17 protein-coding genes are annotated in these 16344 nt (G+C 53.7%); 9 read left to right on the top strand and 8 right to left on the bottom strand.

Going from position 1 to position 16344, the window contains the following annotated elements:
* The first annotated feature begins 114 nt into the window (after positions 1-114).
* From H5P30_RS03245 to H5P30_RS03235, 3 genes are all read left to right on the top strand, one after another.
* Positions 115-1377, top strand: coding sequence for a peptidase U32 family protein (locus H5P30_RS03245; RefSeq protein ID WP_185691529.1), 1263 nt, complete (start codon positions 115-117; stop codon positions 1375-1377).
* A 5-nt stretch (positions 1378-1382) separates the two neighbouring features.
* Positions 1383-1610, top strand: a complete 228-nt coding sequence (locus H5P30_RS03240) for a ferredoxin (RefSeq protein WP_185691528.1) — start codon at positions 1383-1385, stop codon at positions 1608-1610.
* 112 nt (positions 1611-1722) lie between these two features.
* The gene (locus H5P30_RS03235) at positions 1723-2256 is read left to right on the top strand and encodes a hypothetical protein (protein WP_185691527.1); all 534 of its coding nucleotides are present in this window, start codon (positions 1723-1725) and stop codon (positions 2254-2256) included.
* Positions 2257-2725: 469 nt separating this feature from the next.
* Here H5P30_RS03235 and H5P30_RS03230 read toward each other — a convergent pair whose 3' ends face one another.
* From H5P30_RS03230 to H5P30_RS03220, 3 genes are all read right to left on the bottom strand, one after another.
* Positions 2726-2884: a hypothetical protein gene (locus tag H5P30_RS03230; protein ID WP_185691526.1), complete on the bottom strand. Its 159-nt coding sequence runs from the start codon at positions 2882-2884 to the stop codon at positions 2726-2728.
* Positions 2885-3110: 226 nt separating this feature from the next.
* Positions 3111-3290, bottom strand: a complete 180-nt coding sequence (locus tag H5P30_RS03225; protein WP_185691525.1) for a hypothetical protein — start codon at positions 3288-3290, stop codon at positions 3111-3113.
* A 281-nt stretch (positions 3291-3571) separates the two neighbouring features.
* Complete coding sequence (locus H5P30_RS03220) at positions 3572-5602, bottom strand: NHL repeat-containing protein (RefSeq protein ID WP_185691524.1); 2031 nt, start codon at positions 5600-5602, stop codon at positions 3572-3574.
* Between the two features lie 249 nt (positions 5603-5851).
* On the opposite strand from H5P30_RS03220, the gene H5P30_RS03215 reads away from it, so the two are divergent.
* Complete coding sequence (locus H5P30_RS03215) at positions 5852-6133, top strand: hypothetical protein (RefSeq protein ID WP_185691523.1); 282 nt, start codon at positions 5852-5854, stop codon at positions 6131-6133.
* 135 nt (positions 6134-6268) lie between these two features.
* Here the strand turns inward: H5P30_RS03215 and H5P30_RS03210 are convergent, their stop codons facing one another.
* Positions 6269-6736 carry a transposase gene (locus tag H5P30_RS03210; RefSeq protein WP_185691522.1) on the bottom strand — a complete coding sequence of 156 codons (468 nt, stop codon included), beginning with the start codon at positions 6734-6736 and terminating at the stop codon, positions 6269-6271.
* Positions 6737-7109: 373 nt separating this feature from the next.
* On the opposite strand from H5P30_RS03210, the gene H5P30_RS03205 reads away from it, so the two are divergent.
* Complete coding sequence (locus tag H5P30_RS03205) at positions 7110-7634, top strand: type 1 glutamine amidotransferase domain-containing protein (RefSeq protein ID WP_185691521.1); 525 nt, start codon at positions 7110-7112, stop codon at positions 7632-7634.
* Positions 7635-7833: 199 nt separating this feature from the next.
* Complete coding sequence (locus tag H5P30_RS03200) at positions 7834-8043, top strand: hypothetical protein (RefSeq protein WP_185691520.1); 210 nt, start codon at positions 7834-7836, stop codon at positions 8041-8043.
* Positions 8044-8134: 91 nt separating this feature from the next.
* Here H5P30_RS03200 and H5P30_RS03195 read toward each other — a convergent pair whose 3' ends face one another.
* Positions 8135-8983, bottom strand: coding sequence for an alpha/beta hydrolase (locus H5P30_RS03195; RefSeq protein ID WP_185691519.1), 849 nt, complete (start codon positions 8981-8983; stop codon positions 8135-8137).
* Between the two features lie 150 nt (positions 8984-9133).
* On the opposite strand from H5P30_RS03195, the gene H5P30_RS03190 reads away from it, so the two are divergent.
* From H5P30_RS03190 to H5P30_RS03180, 3 genes are all read left to right on the top strand, one after another.
* Complete coding sequence (locus H5P30_RS03190; protein WP_185691518.1) at positions 9134-9595, top strand: hypothetical protein; 462 nt, start codon at positions 9134-9136, stop codon at positions 9593-9595.
* A 146-nt stretch (positions 9596-9741) separates the two neighbouring features.
* Positions 9742-10275 (top strand): hypothetical protein, encoded by a 534-nt coding sequence (locus H5P30_RS03185; protein ID WP_185691517.1) that lies wholly within the window; start codon positions 9742-9744, stop codon positions 10273-10275.
* 27 nt (positions 10276-10302) lie between these two features.
* Complete coding sequence (locus H5P30_RS03180; protein ID WP_185691516.1) at positions 10303-11265, top strand: alpha/beta hydrolase family protein; 963 nt, start codon at positions 10303-10305, stop codon at positions 11263-11265.
* A 91-nt stretch (positions 11266-11356) separates the two neighbouring features.
* Here the strand turns inward: H5P30_RS03180 and H5P30_RS03175 are convergent, their stop codons facing one another.
* From H5P30_RS03175 to H5P30_RS03165, 3 genes are all read right to left on the bottom strand, one after another.
* Complete coding sequence (locus H5P30_RS03175) at positions 11357-12814, bottom strand: UDP-N-acetylmuramate--L-alanine ligase (protein WP_185691515.1); 1458 nt, start codon at positions 12812-12814, stop codon at positions 11357-11359.
* A 379-nt stretch (positions 12815-13193) separates the two neighbouring features.
* Complete coding sequence (locus H5P30_RS03170; protein WP_185691514.1) at positions 13194-14717, bottom strand: NADH-quinone oxidoreductase subunit N; 1524 nt, start codon at positions 14715-14717, stop codon at positions 13194-13196.
* Complete coding sequence (locus H5P30_RS03165; RefSeq protein ID WP_185691513.1) at positions 14714-16339, bottom strand: complex I subunit 4 family protein; 1626 nt, start codon at positions 16337-16339, stop codon at positions 14714-14716. The genes H5P30_RS03170 and H5P30_RS03165 overlap by 4 nt, the downstream gene beginning before the upstream one ends.
* Positions 16340-16344: the final 5 nt, after the last annotated feature.

Here is a 16344-nt window from a genome sequence, read left to right as displayed (position 1 = left end):
CGATACCGGCCCAGCCATCCCTCCGGTTTACTCGAAATAAACCGACTCAAAATCGTCCCGACCCTGAAAACAAGGGTCGCCAATCCGAGGAATTTTCCAGAGAAGATTCGTGCTATGATCGATCAATCTCTCGCCGAATCACATGTCGAGATCCTCGCTCCCGCCGGATGCTACGCCTCCCTGCAGGCGGCCATCGACTCGGGGGCCGATGCCGTTTACTTTGGGCTGGCCCAGCTGAATATGCGAGCCAGGGCTCGTCGTTCGTTTCACCTGGAAGACTTGCCGGAGATCATGGAACGATGCCGTACCGGTGGGATCCGGGGCTATCTGACCCTCAATACCCTTCTCTATGACCACGATCTAAAACTCTGCTACGAGCTACTCGCTACGGCCAAAGAAAATGGAGTGGATGCCGTGATCGCCTCCGACATGGCCTGCATTCTGAAAGCCCGGGAGCTTGGGATTGAGGTTCATCTTTCTACGCAGCTTTCCGTCTCCAACTACGAGTCATTTGCATTCTACTCCCAATTTTGTGACCGCATCGTCCTCGCCCGTGAATTGAACCTCGGGATGATCCGCAAGATTCGTGAGAAGGTTCTCGAAAATGACCTGCGAGGCCCGTCAGGCCGGAGAGTTGAAATCGAGGCCTTTGCCCATGGAGCCCTCTGCATTGCCGTCTCCGGGCGCTGCGGGATGTCCCTTTTCACCGACAACGCCTCCGCTAATCGCGGCGCCTGCCTCCAGAACTGCCGCAAAGAATACACCGTCAAAGAGAAGGAGAGCGGCAAGGAGCTGGTCATTGACAACAACTTCATCATGTCTCCCAACGACATTGCGACGATCGAGTTCCTCGATCAGGTTCTCGCCGCAGGCATCCACACCCTGAAGATTGAGGGGCGCGGCCGATCACCAGAGTATGTGCAGCGGGTCACCCGTGCCTACCGGTCTGCCGTGAAGCTCGTTCAGGACGGGCAATACGGCCCAGAGTCCGTCCAAGGACTGCTGGCCGAACTCCAGACCGTCTACAACCGGGGCCATTCCAGCGGATACTACGTCGGTCGGGAACAAGGCTGGTCCGGGACCTACGGCTCCAAAGCCACCGAGCAAAAGATCCTCGCCGGCCAAGTGACCCACTATTACCCGAAGATCGGCGTTGGTGAAATCCAGACCCACCAGGCCGTCGCCGTCGGAGACCCGTTTCTCATCATTGGCAACACAACCGGGGTTCTCGAAGGGAAGATTGAAACCCTCCACAATCACGAGGGACCCATAACGGCAGCCGAATCCGGAGAAACGGTCTCCATCCCCGTCCGTCAAAAGGTTCGTGCCGGAGATAAGTTCTTCCTTGTCCGCACCGCCGAGCCCGCACAAGCGTAGCCGCAATGGCCTTTCTACAAATTTCCCACAAAAAGTCCGAATGCATCGGCTGCGCCCTCTGCACCGAGGTGGCTCCGGAGTACTGGTGTTTAGACGACCGGGGCGAGGCCCAACTGCGAGAGGTGAAGCGGAAGGACAAGCAGTTCGAGTACGCAGAGGGACTTCCCCAAGATCGCGAAGAATTGGAAACCGCCGCCGAAGGCTGCCCGGTGAAGATTATTCGGGTGGGTTAAGGCTTTCTAGAGACCGAAAAGATAGACTTTTCGAGAATCTAGGATCGCCTTTCTCCCGCAAATTCCAATATTAGAGCACTCACCCATCCGTCACCCTCAGCATATGCAAACGATGATCAATATAAAATGGCCTACCTTTCTTTTGTTCTACGGATTCGTTTTGATCCAAGGAGCAATCCTAAACGCCACCCCAATCCCTATCACTAGAACCACGTCCGTGCCGGACAAAGCTTCCGGATCGGCTTCACAATCTTCCACTCAAAATGCCGCAGAAAATCTGATCGTCTCATTGGATTTTGCAACGAGTGAAGAGAACAGCCGGACCTTCGAGTTTGTCGTCGCCGCGTATCCTGAGAAAAAGAAATTAACCCTTTTTTCATTTCAAGGCATCGCGGATAACGACGATCCTTCTCCTTTTAAAGCCCAAGGGGAGATCCAGAACCTCGACGGCATTCGTTATTTTATCACCTACTCCATTGAACGAAATGTTTGGATGACTTACGGGGACTCTTCAGTCGGGATATCCAGATCAGCGACCTCGATCGGCTGGAATTCCACGGCGGTCCTCAAATTGGACAAACCCGTGGTCCTCATGAAGAATCCGCAGAACACCGTCACTATGACTCTCCGGAAAGGCGAAGAGTAACTCCAACTTCAACATTGGAGAAGAGATTTGCGCGTCACGAATTCCCCAGCTGAATACAATAGTTGACGTCCCCCTCTTCTCGGACCGTGCCGCTTCAGCAAACGGTTTCGACGGAAAGGCAGGCCGGGCAGGCTGAGGCCTCAACCACCCTAGCGCCCCCAAGCCGGGTAGCTGCCGGGCTTGGGACGTGAGTCCTCCGGGGGAAGACACAGGCTGGCAGCCTGTGCTACTTTTGGTGGACATCGAAAAGTTCTGCATCTTCCATGCGGGTGCGCCTCTGGATTCATCCCCTTTCGAAGTTGAGCGTTCGACGTTGGACATTCGCCATCTGTCTTCTGATACGCGGGAGAGAGCTGGAAGCTCTCACTACTTTCGACGAAACCGTCTGCAAGAAGGACGAGATGGGGGCAGCTGAAGCTGCGCCCCTACTTTCAAGCACAGATATTCTGGATTTTCGGTCAACCCGAACTCAAAACTGCAACGGAGGTGGAGGCGCGATGCCGACGAAGATGATGATGCCGTCGCCTCCCGGATTGACCGTGGCGCCGACGTCGAAACGAAGCTTCCCGTTATTGATGGCCAGAGGGGAAGACACAGGCTGGCAGCCTGTGCTACTTTTGGTGGACATCGAGAAGTTCTTCATCTTCCTCGCGGGTGCGGGTCTGAATTCTTACCTTCTCGAAGTTGAGCGTTCGACCTTGGACGGTCGCCATCTGTCTTCTGATACGCGGGAGAGAGCTGGAAGCTCTCACTACTTTCGACAAAACCGTCCGCAAGAACGACGAGATGGGGGCAGCTGAAGCTGCGGCCCTACTTTTAAACACAGATTTTCTGAATTTTCGGTCAACCCGATCTCAGAACTGCAACGGAGGTGGAGGGGCGATGCCAACGAAGAAGATGATGACGTCGCCCCCCGGATTGACCGTGGCGTCGACGTCGAAACGAAGCTTCCAGTTATTGATGGCCCAGAGGTTTCCGGCAGCATCGATCTGGACAGCTGGTTTGACGCATGATGGGCTTGTAGCTTGAGGCATGGGTGCTCCCGAGAAAACACACAGGCTGGCAGCCTGTGCTACTTTTGGTGAACATCGAGAAGTTCTGCATCTTCCATGCGGGTGCGGGTCTGAATTCTTACCTCCTCGAATTTGAGAGTTCGGACTTGGACATTCGCCATCTGTCTTCTGATACGCGGGAGAGAGCTGGAAGCTCTCACTCCTTTCGACAAAACCGTCTGCAAGAACGACGAGATGGGGGCAGCTGAAGCTGCACCCCTACTTTCGAGCACGGAAATTCTGGATTTTCGGTCAACCCGATCTTAGAACTGCAACGGAGGTGGAGGGGCGATACCAACGAAGATGATGATGCCGTCGCCCCCCGGATTAACCGTGGCATCGACGTCGAAACGAGGCTTCCAGTTATTGATGCTCCAGAGATTTCCGGCGGCATCGATCTGGACACTGGTTTGACGCATGATGGGCTTGTAGCTTGGGGGCGCTCCGGGGCCGTAGAGAGGATCTCCATTGGGAAGAAGAACTTCGTCACCCTCATTCGGAACGGTGTAACCACTATTCGGAGAGATGGGATCCCCCATTGTCATTCCCTCGGGCCAAGCCGCAGGGTTCGCTCCGCAGATCTTGGATACCCGTCCATAGGGGTAATCGTTGTTGGCGGCGATGTCCCCAAAGTTGGATATCCAGATGTTCCCTTCGCCGTCGACGGCGAGCCCCCACGGCCCGAAGATGCCTCCACCCGTGTATTCCCCGAGTTTAGTTCCGTCGGGGCTAAAGGCAAAGATGGAGCTGGTACCCTGCGAGGCGACCCAAGCATTGCCCGCAAAGTCGACGGTGACAATCTTGAGGGTCTTGCCTAAATCCTCATAGAAGGTCTGCTCCAGCGAGCCGTCTTCATTGAGACGATACTTCGCTAGCCCGCTCTGGTTTTGTCCGGCCAGACCACCAGAGAAGGTGACCCAGGCTGCATTGCCATTGGGCACTGGGGCGACTCCGAAGGGAGCGTATTCCCAATCCACAATGGAGGAGACCACATCCGTCGGATCTCCGTTTCGATATACCCAAACGCCACTACCCAGCGTGCGGTCGGTGTCTCCGAGGCTGGCCATCCAGATGTTGTTGTAGATATCGGGCTCGATGCCCTGAACCCGCAAGGGGCCGTAGTATCCATTCTCTGAGGTCGGGGTTCCATCGGGGAGAAAACGGGAAACGCTTCCGGTCCCCGCACCCCTCTTGCCGCCTTCGCGTTGAGTCGGATACGTTTGGCTCTTGGGCTTCCCCCAACCGAAATTGCCAAACCAATCGTTGTCTTCGTAGTCAATCGTGACTCCCCAACCCACTCCGAGAAGGCCGCCACCGCTGATGGGAGAATCCGGGGTGCCGTTGGTCCCGTCGGAAGGCGTTCCGTCTGGCTTGAGGACAACATTGTAAGTCGTGGAATTAGGAGTGCCCTGAACCACGTTATTCGCCACCCAAGCGTATCCCCGCGAATCCCACGCGACGTTGGCCGCGCCACCGAAGAAGACATCATCGCGTCCCGTGCGGTTCAACTTCACCGTCACAGACCAATTGTCGGGTTCGCTGGTCAAGTCAGGCTTATAGGGACGATTGTACTTCGACATCGAGTAAATCCAAGAGGCGTTCTGCGACGGATCGCGGGCCAGATTGGCCAAGGCTTCCGCAGTGTCGATCGGAGTCCGCCCGTATTCGTCATCCGTCGCTTGAAGGAAGAAGGTCAAGGCGGTCGAATTTCTTACACAGGCATTGAGCACATTGCCGAGGGAACGGGTCAGTCGCAGAGAGTTGGTTTCATCGGCATTGGGAGAGGTCAGCAAAACATCCGAAACTTGGCCCGTCGCCGGATCGACGATGTTTGGCACCATTTGCGCAGCGATCTGCAATCGATACGCACTCCCAGCAATCTGCCCGGTCCGGAAGAACTGCGCCATCGAATAGGAAGCGGCCACCGTGGTCAGCTCGTTCACGACCGCTTGTGTGGGCAACTCTTCTCCGAGAACCGCCATGAAACGGACTTCCGGAGAAAGATTGGCAGAGAGAAAGAAGATGCTGTCCGACTTTTCTTTGGCGATCTCGATCCGGAAATCGCCGCTGCTGTCGGTCTGAGTCGTGGCCAGAGCCAGAGGAGTAAACTCGGCCGCCTCATAGAGAGTCACCAACACGTTCTTCCCAAACTTTTTCGATTTTCCTCCAGCCACATCGAGATTTCCGTGGAGGGTTGCTGCTTGCAGCGCGGGAGCGAAGGAAAGACAAAAAGCGGCACCGAGGATCGAAAGCGCGCGGAGGGAGAATGAATAATGACTTCTTATCGTCTTCATAAGTTGAGGTGATTGATGTATCGGGATACTGATATCGACAAAAAGACGGATGCGCTAGGAATATTTTGAAGCATCCCCAGTCCGTAACAGTCCTTTCACATAGGAACCCCCACCCTCGATTTTATTCCCGAAGGAACAACTGAAATGGCAAAGTATCCGCGCCCACAAGAGGTTCTGGAGGGGAACCCATCCCGCCAGCAATCCGCTTAACCCGTTGACCGATCCTCGGCCTTGCCCTAGTCCAGCCCCATGCCCTCACGCGGACGCCATCAAAGCACTTCAAAAGAATGCCAGCGAACGATCAAAAAGATCGAGTCGCTGGACGGAGTGATTGGTGTCATCATTGGTCTCTCCTACGGAGGAAAATCCCTCGGCCAGAAAGGCCGCACCGGCGCTGTCAAAATCCAACGGCGCGAACCCGGTGGACTCAAGGGAGTCACCCAGTCTGCGAAAGGCCTCCAAGAACTCTTCATCCGCATCGAAGCGGGTAAGGAGGAAGCAGTCGCTCAAGCCATCGAGGGACTGCAATAAAAGGACGCTAACTCTCCTCTTACCGTGCTGCTTCAGCAAACGGCCCGTTAGAAAGGTAACCTCTGAGAGGCAGGCATCCCGTTCTCCCGCACATGCGGGATGCACGGCACGATAAGATTTCTCTCCGGCCCTTTCCTATTTCGGAAATTTGCTACTGATTCTCCACCGGTGATCCTCCCAGTCTGTGACCAATTTCCCTTTCACCGGATTGTTACGAATGTAAGCAATAGTCTTGTCTCGTTCAGCTTCTGTGCGCATCCATCGGTCAAACCAATCTTCCTGCCAGAATCGACCGGAGCGCCCCAAGGCTTGGTTGATCCATCTGCCGGAGCGCCCTTTGAATCTTCGGAGGACTTCTTTAAGAGAAAATGCTGATCCATGTCTGAAAGTGAGGAAGTGAATGTGGTTGGGCATGATGGTGGCCTCGCCAATATGCCAGTCTTCCTCCTCCATTTCCTCCCAGGCCTTTAAGCACGCTTCAGAGGCCGAATTGCTGCTAAGAGGGCATGAACCTTGAGCCTGGTGCAGATACTTTTCGACGGTTTGGAAATATCGTCGCTGGAGATTTTCGAATAAGTCAGAGCGCGGCTGAACTGAAGCCATTGTTTGATGAATCTCCTCGAGCTGGCGTTTTGCTACTTGAGGCAAGCTCCCTTTGCATCGAATGGTGACAAAGTGCCAATGCCCTTCGACTTCCCAGTGCGGCAAACGAGACCGCCATCGTTCCTGAGTCGGAATTAAGGACATGTTTTTAACGGAGCATCTTTGCTCTATTTTCGCAATCCAGAATGAATTGATACTTTGGAATTTCGTAGCCTGTAGCTTCAGCAAGCGGATGCCGCCCCTCAGACGCTGCTTTTCTCACGCGTCCGTTTGCTGAAGCTGCACGGTACCTCCTTCTCATTCGACAATCGCGAATTGCCACCTTTTTCCCTCCTTCATTGGAAATCCCGGAAACATGCCCTACCCTGCCTCTATGACCCAATCACTCTCCGATCACCGCATTCTCTTTTTCGTGGGCGACATCTACGAAGACCTTGAACTCTGGTATCCGCTTTATCGCCTGCAAGCGGCGGGAGCGGAGACGGTTGTCGCGGGGGAAGAGATGAAAGAGTTTTCTGGAAAGCACGGGTATCCGGCTTCAGCCGAATGCCTGGTCGATGACCTTCGCACGGAAGATTTCACCGGTCTGGTGATTCCCGGAGGCTTTATGCCCGACAAACTACGCCGCAACCCGAAGATCCTGGAACTCACTCGCGAGTTCGATGAAGCGAACAAAATGATCGGGATGATTTGCCATGCGGGCTGGATTCCGATATCCGCCGGGATCGTCAAAGGACGCCGCGTCACCAGCACTCCCGGAATCAAGGATGATCTGACCAACGCCGGCGCCAAGTGGATCGACGAAGCGGTCGTTTGGGACCAGAACCTCATCTCAGCCCGCCGTCCTCCGGACCTTCCGGCCTTTGGCGAAGCACTGGTCGAATTTTTGACAAGCTAACCCCTGTTCTGGTCTCCGGATCACGGAGAAGATTTTGCGCTCCAAATCACTCCTATTCCGGCAACAAAAGCTTCTGGATATCAGCCACTTGAGAAACAATCCAAAAAATCGCCAGAAATTTGCCTCCTCGAGTTGAAAAAGCCGATTTTTTCCTCGTTATTCACCATTCGAACAACGGAAAACGAACCCAAGATATACCATGAAATCCATCAAAACCCTCCTCCTCGTTCTCGCTATTCCCGCTCTGAGCGCTTCCGTCTACGCAGGTGGATGCTGCGGTGGCGGTGACGCTTCCAAGGACAAGAAGTCCGAAAAGGAAAAGACCAGCATCACCCAAACGGTTTCCGCCGATTCTCTCTGCTCCGGCAGCTGTGACGGCTCCAAGGGTAAGGACAAAGAAAAGGCATAACCGCCCTTTCAATCGATTTTAGCTGTAAAACGGCGAGCCTTCGGGTTCGCCGTTTTTTTTTTGCGCCCAAATACGACGACCAATCAAAGACTCACGACCCGGCCGAATCAAAACTTTCACTCAAGAAGCCAAACACGGCCACATAGAGCTCATTCAGCATCTTTTCACGGCCCTTCCGAGGATTGAAAAATCCGTGCGACTGTCCCTCAAAAATCATAATTTCCACTTCATCTCCCTGATCGGTCGCAATTTCCGCGAACCTTTCAACCGTATTGAGAGGAACCACCGCATCCTTCTGTCCGTGGGCAATGAATGTCGGAGGTAGATGCGCTCCCCCTTCCAAGAGAGCGACCGGATTAAAGTCATCCCCATACTCCTCGAACGTTTTTAGAAAACGAGGGTCATTCGTATCGACCACAGGATTCAGTCCCAGGTACGCGAGTGGAGCCTGTCTCTCGGAGCCCGCAATCTCCTCAAAGGCAGAATCGCTCAAAAGCGCGACGCTCAATCCGAGCTGCCCCCCAGCGGAGGCTCCACCGACTGCGATCCTATCCGGATCAACACCGATCGATTCGGCGTTTCGGCAAACCCAATCATAAGCAACGATCGCGTCCTTCACACAATCTCCCACGTCCTCCGTTTGTTTCCCAACCAGACGATATCCAGCCGAGACCAGTACAATTCCTCTCTCTGCTAAATAGTTCCCGAGTTGCGCTAGCTGACCCGGAGTGCCTTTCTTCCAACTCCCTCCGTGATACATCACCACCGCCGGAAGCAAAGTTTCGGCGTTCTCGGGACGAAAAACGGTTAACGTCTGGATCGGCAATCCGTTTCTCAAATACGGGATATTCTCTCGCAACACCTCTTCTCCAAAGAGATTGGATCCGATCAGGAATACGCAGCATGCAACCAGAAGGTAGAGGGGATAGGGATTCTTCATCATAGAAATAGTAGGTTTCATCTTACCAAGGAGAGCTACGCATTTCGGCGTTTAACTGTAGACCTACAAAGGGATCGACGCTTATTCGTTTGATCCGATAACAGAACCTCGCTAGAGAATCCTTATCCCAATCCACACACCCCTGATCTTATGAAGCTTCTGATCGCAATTCTACTGTGTTTTACGTTCGGCCCACCCGTCTTGGCGGAAAGCCGATCGAAGCTTACCTTCGAGATACAACTCATGAAGGAAGACGATCTTATTTCCGCCCCTCGCTGGGTGACCGTCCCGGGCTCAAAAGCTCATATCTCTGTCGGACAGGAATATAAACCGACCGATAGTATCACCATGAATCTTGGCGTCGAAGCGGGGTCTATCTGTAGCTTAAACGGGGATCAAGTCACCTATGCCGTGGTTCTGTGTGTAAGGAAGTTAAAAGAAGACAAAGGAGATCCCGAAACGCAGCTAATCGCGACTTTCGATCCCGAGGAATACTTTCTCACCGGAAAAATGGAGGTTGGAAGCTCGACCACTTTTACACTTGAGAACAACAAAACGATCCGACTGATCATCTCCAGAGTCGTATCAGAAAGTTACCCCAATCAAACATAATCGAAAAATCACCTGTTTCAAAACCCTACGGTAATCCCACTCCCGAAGACACTTCCTCAACAATGATCATTCCATCCGGGCTCTGTATCTATAAGTGAAAAATGAGAATCCGCACTTTCGCGACCCCGCCGCTAAATCAACCTACTATGAAATCCTGCATTCCTCTGCTGATCGTCCTTTCCTTCATCATACCTTCCATCACCTCCGCCCAGTTGCTCGATTTCCAAATACGCGCCGAGCAGGATGGTGAGATCATCTCCGAAATGAACTGGAAGAACATGACCAACTACCCTTCCCGAGTCCTCGTCGCTCAGAGGTATGATCCCAATGGCACTCTTTCCATAAACTTGGGGAGCGAACTCGACTCCATCACCCAAAAGGATGGAGACTCCATCACTTACACAAACGTTCTCCGCGTAAGAGAACTGAACTACACGATCGGAAATCCAGAAGAAGAATTCGTCGCGAGCTTCAATACCCGGGAGTTCTTTTTTGCCGGAAAAATAAAAGTCGGCGAGAAAACTGTATTCGAGACGGAGGACGGGGTGAAGATCGAGTTTTCGATCAAGGAGGCGCAAATGCCACAGCATCGCTCTTTCAAAAACCGAAAAGAATTTAACGCTTTTCTTGAGTCTCTAAACGAGGAGGGATTTTCCATCGAGTCTCCCCCAAAGATCTGACGATTCCGTATTCAACTCCTCGGCACCATGAAAATTGCTCTCTTCCTGCTCGGTTTCACCGCCTGCGTCATCGACCTATTCGGCAATACCAATCTCCGGACTTGGACCATGTCTGATGGAACGAAGCTCCGAGCAGAGCTCATCGAAGTCGACCCATCTGGAAACTTCGTCTACCTCCGCAAAAACGAACGGGATCCACAGTTTTACCGATTGTCCGATTTTTCAACAGTCGACCAGGCATGGCTTGTCGAATGGCTCGAGGTCAGCGAAAGACTGAATGCGAAGCTAGACGATCTCTCAGGTAGGTTCAGCCACTACAATTACATCGGAGATCTATTTAACTATGACTTCTACATTTATGAGCCATCTACCGTGTATGAATCGCAGGGCGGCCCGCTAATGATCCTCTTCAGCCCCGGGCCCAAGGGGTTGCGATATCTTCTTCGCCATCTGGATGCTGCTGAATCGACCGGAATGACTATCGTGACCCTAGACCATTTTGGAAACACCCATTCCCATGAAGAATCAATGGCTAGTACGGAACGGTTCAAAGAGATCCTACCCAAGATCGAAGAGATCGTTCAGAATGATCCGAACCAACTCTTCATCGGAGGAACCTCCGGAGGCGCATTGAGAGCAATTCGCACCACCATTCGTATTGACCGGCCTTGGGCAGGAATCTACTCCAATGGTGGCTGGCTCGGGACCGAGCAATACTTCGAATCAAGCTACCTCCCGATCAAAGTTGCTATGGTGAATGGCAACAATGACAAGGGAGCCAACTATTATCTGGATCGTGATGTCTCCATCCTCCAAGAAAATAAGGCCAAGGTGGCCGTGATTTCATTCGAAGGTGCCCATCAAGTTCCGCCCACCAAAAGCCAGGAGAAAGCTTTCAACTGGCTCCTCGGTTCCGAGGATATCACCGAATTGTCGCCACAAAAATTCGGCTTTGAGGAATCGATATTTTCCGGAACCGAACTGAAGTAAATCCAGTAATGAAAGTATCCTCGAGAATGATCATCCCGACCGATATTCTTTTCGGGCGAGGGTTTTATTCCTCTTCCTGATCCGGAGTCGACTACTGTCGCAACGTTTCTACGAATTCCCCCAGCAGCCCACAGAAGGCGCCATTGGAAAAAACCACGGTCAGGGTTTTGTTGTTCTGAATCTCCTGCTGGAAGGACTCGCGCAGTTCTGCTTCTTGGCGACAAAAACGGCAGGGAATTGAATCCGCGGCCAAGACTTGAACGATCTTTTCAGAGTCCAAACGTTCCTTTTCGGGGATCCGTTCCTGGCGATGAATGGGGGCCAAGGTGACCGTATCGGCCAAACGAAGAGCTTCGATTAGGTCCGACTGCAGTCGATTGGTCCTCATGGTGTTACTACGCGGTTCGACCATGGCGTGAAGCCTCCATCCGGGAAAGGACTCCCGCAAGGCTTTCAGAGCAAGGGAAAGTGCCGTAGGATGATGTCCGAAGTCTTCGATGAGGATTCGTCTCTCATCCTGAAAACGAATTTCCTGCCGCCGTTTCAATCCACGGAAATCCCGGAGATCGACCGTAGTCTCATTCCTGTCTGGGCAGAGATGACGGACTGCCAGAGCCGCCCCAGCGACGTTCCGGGCATTGAAGTCCCCGAGCAGACGCGTTTCGACAGTCAATAGAGCCGCGTCCTCCTCCTTCCGCCGAACGGACACTTCAGTCACACCATCATTAGACACCCGAGACATGATAAAATCGTTGTCCTCCCCGGTTCCAAAGCTCAGGCACGGAGCCCAGGGAACCGGAAGCATTTCGGCGAGTCGTGGATCGTCCCCATTGTAGAGAATCGTTCCATCGCCAGGCACAAGCGAAATGACCTGACGAAAAGATCGCTGCACGTCCTGCGTATCCCGAAAGATATCCGCATGGTCAAATTCCAGATTATTGATGAGCAGGACCTTCGGGCGGTAGTGAACGAACTTCGACCGCTTATCGAAAAAGGCTGAATCGTATTCATCGCCTTCGATGGCAAAAACCTCACATCCCGGATCCCAAGTAAAAGCCGGGGTCTGATCGGCAAGAACTCCCCCGACAAACCATCCTGCGGTCGCGCGCCCCTCCGAAAGAAGTTTCGCTGCGACGGAGGTCGTCGTCGATTTTCCGTGAGTTCCCGCAACCACGAGATTTCGCGTCTGCCGAAGCATGTAGGATCCAAGAAACTCCGGAAACGAACATCGCACTTCCGCAGAGTGGTTCATCAACCATTCGACCTGAGGATGCCCGCGGGAAACCGCATTCCCGACAATGAACAAGGAACCACTCCAATCCTGCATTACGGCAAGGTCATCGGGAGCCGATACAGGAATGCTCTGTTCCGCCAAAAGATCCGAGATGGGCGGATAAAGAACATTGTCTGATCCTCCCACAACGATTCCGGCCCTCTTGAGGCAGACGGCCAAATTACCCATGGCCGTGCCCCCAATTCCGAGAAAAAAGACCTTTTCTACACCTTCGAGCATTAGGATTTTTTCAAGATGGAGTTCAAGGTAGTGCATTCCGCATCCACACACTTCGGCGGGACCGAGAAAGCAACACACCTGCTGTGGGGCATGGCTTCAGCCTTGCCCGTGTAAGATCGAAGAGGATTCGTAGAGAACGAAGGATACCCATCCGCTGAATTGTCTCTCTTCGTCGAATCCAAGGTGGGCGCTGAAGCAACCCACCCACCGTTCGAAATGCCTCTAGCCTTACCCACCTTATTATTAAAATATTCGCTACGCCCAAAAGGGAACCGACGATGGATCATTCGCCTCCGGCGATTCAATGGCGAACACCTACGCATTGGCACACTCCGGCGGGCCAGAGAAAACCCACCTCCGGTCGTGGAGCTAGACTTAAACCCTGTCGGCGAAAGATGTTGACGAGGAGGCTCCACTAAAGCCGCATCAGGCAATCCACCAATGTGGGGAAGAGCCCAATGCCGATCGTAAGCGCGGAGAGTCCCCCGAGAGTCACCGTCTCCACCGTTGATACGGTAATGGGATTGGCCTCGGACGAATTGGCACCACTGCCTTCCGGACTGCGCCAAACGCGGAAAACCGCTTCCCGAATCCAGCCAAAGTAATAGTAAATCGACAGGACCACACCAATGATGGCTGCGCCCAAGAGTCCGTAGAGTTCGGCTTGGAAGGCGGCAATGAAGATGAGGAGTTTCCCGATGAATCCGCCGAGAGGCGGGATTCCTGCAAGGCTTGAAAGTCCGATTGTCAGCACTCCGGCGAGAAATGGCTGCCGCTGCCCGAGATCTTCGTAATGGTCCACTTCCTGATCCGAGTCATCATCTCCTGCCAAGTGGATCATGACCCCGAATACGCCAAAGGAGGCCAAGAGGTAAGTGATTAGGTAGAAGACCACCGCATACACGGCCCAATCGACCGTCATCGAAGCCACTACTCCGACGAGGAGATATCCAGCGTGGGCAATTCCAGAGAGCCCCATCAAGCGCTTCACATTACGCTGAGGCAGTGCAGTCAGGTTTCCGAAGAGAATGGTCAAGACCGCCACCGTCGAAAGGAGCGGGATGAGGAAAGAACTCAACGGAGCGAACGGACCGCGAACCAGCGTCATGAGAACGAAGACACCGGCGGCTTTCGAAGAAACCGCCAGAAAGGCCGTCACCGGAGTGGGCGCGCCTTGGTAGACGTCGGGAATCCAGATCTGGAAAGGAACCGCTCCCACCTTGAAGGCAACGCCCGCCAAGACCAGTGAAGCTCCAATCAGCACCAAAGGATGGCTGGGGTTGGCAGCAATAAAGGAGGCCAACTGCGAGAAATTCATCGGATCCGAGACATGCCCGGGCAACGAGGGATTCCCAGCTACACCGTAAAGAAAAACAATTCCGAAGAGGAGGATCGCCGAGCTCATCGCCCCGAGGACGAGGAACTTCAAACCAGCCTCCAGAGAGAACGGGCTCTTCCGGCAATAGGCCACCAGAACGTAGAACCCCACGGTCACGGTTTCCAGAGCGACGAAAAAGAGAACGAACTGCGAGCTCTGGACGAGAATCATCATGCCCACCGTCACCAACATCGTGATGGAGAGGAACTCCGTCCGCGGCAGATCCTGCTTCTTCAAGTAGGTCATCGCCAAAAAGCTCACCAGAAGAGAACCGGTGATGAAGAATATCCGCATCACCTCGGTCGCCGGATTCTGCTGAATCAACCCGGAAAATGCTGAGACGGTTTCGGTGGGGAAACCTTCCAAGTAGCTGAGGGCGATCAAGCCCAACAGCAAGACCTGCCCCCAAATGGCGAGACGTACGATGAGAAGAAGGTCTTGGCGCTTGAACAACATCTCGAAGACGAGAAGAACCAAGGCCAGCCCGACGAGAAAGATCTCGGGCAGAAGGAGTCCCCAGCGGTTGGACTCCGAGAGTGTTTTAAAAACTTCGAGATTCATCGAGCCACCTCCACTTTCGCGGAAAGATCATTGGACGTCGCGTTGGCGACAAACATTTCGGAATCGTTCTGCTGGGCGGCGATTTCCGCCGGTGAGGCGGCCTGCACCGAAGCAGTCGGTTCCGACGAGAAATAAGGCGTAAGATCCATATCGACGTAGTCAGAGAAGATCCGCGGGAAGAATCCCACGATCATAAGACCGGAGAATAGCAGGGTCGCCGAGAGACGTTCGCCCTGCCGCAACTCGAAAGGTTTGTTCTCTTTCCAATGCTCAGCCAAGGCTTCGGACGGCTTTCCGAAAAAGATCCAAGCCACGGCCCGCAGTCCGTAAATCGCTGAGATAATGATGCCCGTAGCCGCAGCTGCGAGAGCCCATGGATTGTAGTGCCAGAGCGAGACGAAGATCGCAAACTCACCCCAGAAATTGGCAAATCCGGGAAGCCCGATGCTGGCAAAGGTCGCGGCAACGAACATTCCGGCCAGAATCGGAGTCCGGGTGGCGAGGCCTCCCATCTCTTTCATGTCGTAAGTCTGAGTCCGATGGAAAACCGCGGTGGAGAGCATGAAGAGAAGCGCCACGGAAAGACCATGACCAAACATGAGGATCACGGCTCCCCCTACCCCGATCGAGTTGAGGGTTACCAATCCGAGGAAGCAATAGCCCATGTGCATCACCGAGCTGTACCCAACCATCTGTTTCAGATCACGCTGAGCCATGGTGATGAGGCCGATGACGACCACGTTCCCCAAAGCCAACCACATGAGCAGAGGGCCCCAATGTGCTGCCCCTTGTGGAAGCAGCGGATAGGCGATCTGAATCAACCCGTAGAGGCCAAACTTCTTCAATACCCCGGCGTGCAGCATCGCAGCTGCCGTCGGCGCCGCCGCATAGCCACGCGGAGCCCAACTGTGGAAGGGGAAGAGCGAAACCAGAATCCCGAAACCGAAGAGCAGCAATCCGAAGATATTATTGCTCAAGGTTTCACTCAATGGCTGCTCTATCAGGTATTGGCGAATATCGATCAGATTGAAGGAATCGATTCCCGAAGCTGAGTAGATGAGGATCAACCCGAGAAGCGAAAGCATCGCACCGAGCGTCAGATAAATCGTCATCTCGATCGCCGCGGAGCGTCGGCCAAATCCTCCCCAGATGCCGATCATCACGAAAGTCGGGATGAGGGCGAGCTCGTGGAAAAAATAGAAGAAGAAGATATCGACTGAAGCGAAGGTTCCCATGAGCCCTGCCTGCATGATCAGAAGCAAGCTCAAGTAGAGCTGACGGCGTCCGGCGTCGGAATGCAGCGCTTGAATACCCGCGGCCAACCCAACGAGTCCCGCGAGGAAAAAGAGCGGGAGAGAGATCCCGTTCAGCCCCAGAGTCAAGTTGATGCCAAAGAAGCCCAGCCCTGTATCAAGCTCAGTGAAGAATCGGTATCCATCCACCTGATCCGCACCGGCAAACATAAAGTAGAGCCAGATCGCGATCAGCAGAGGGAGAGTGAACCCGGTCAACGCCACGAGCCGAACCACCGAAGCGGAAAGATTTCGGAACCCGAGCAGCGTTAATCCCCCGAAAAGGGGAATCAAAATCGCCAGGAGGAGAAGTGTACTATCAAAAACCATTTCCG

This window comes from Puniceicoccus vermicola, assembly GCF_014230055.1.
In the GTDB taxonomy this organism is placed as follows: Bacteria; Verrucomicrobiota; Verrucomicrobiia; order Opitutales; family Puniceicoccaceae; genus Puniceicoccus; species Puniceicoccus vermicola.
The sequence above is the reverse complement of the archived record's forward strand: the minus strand, read 5'-3'. Positions and strand labels throughout refer to the sequence as shown.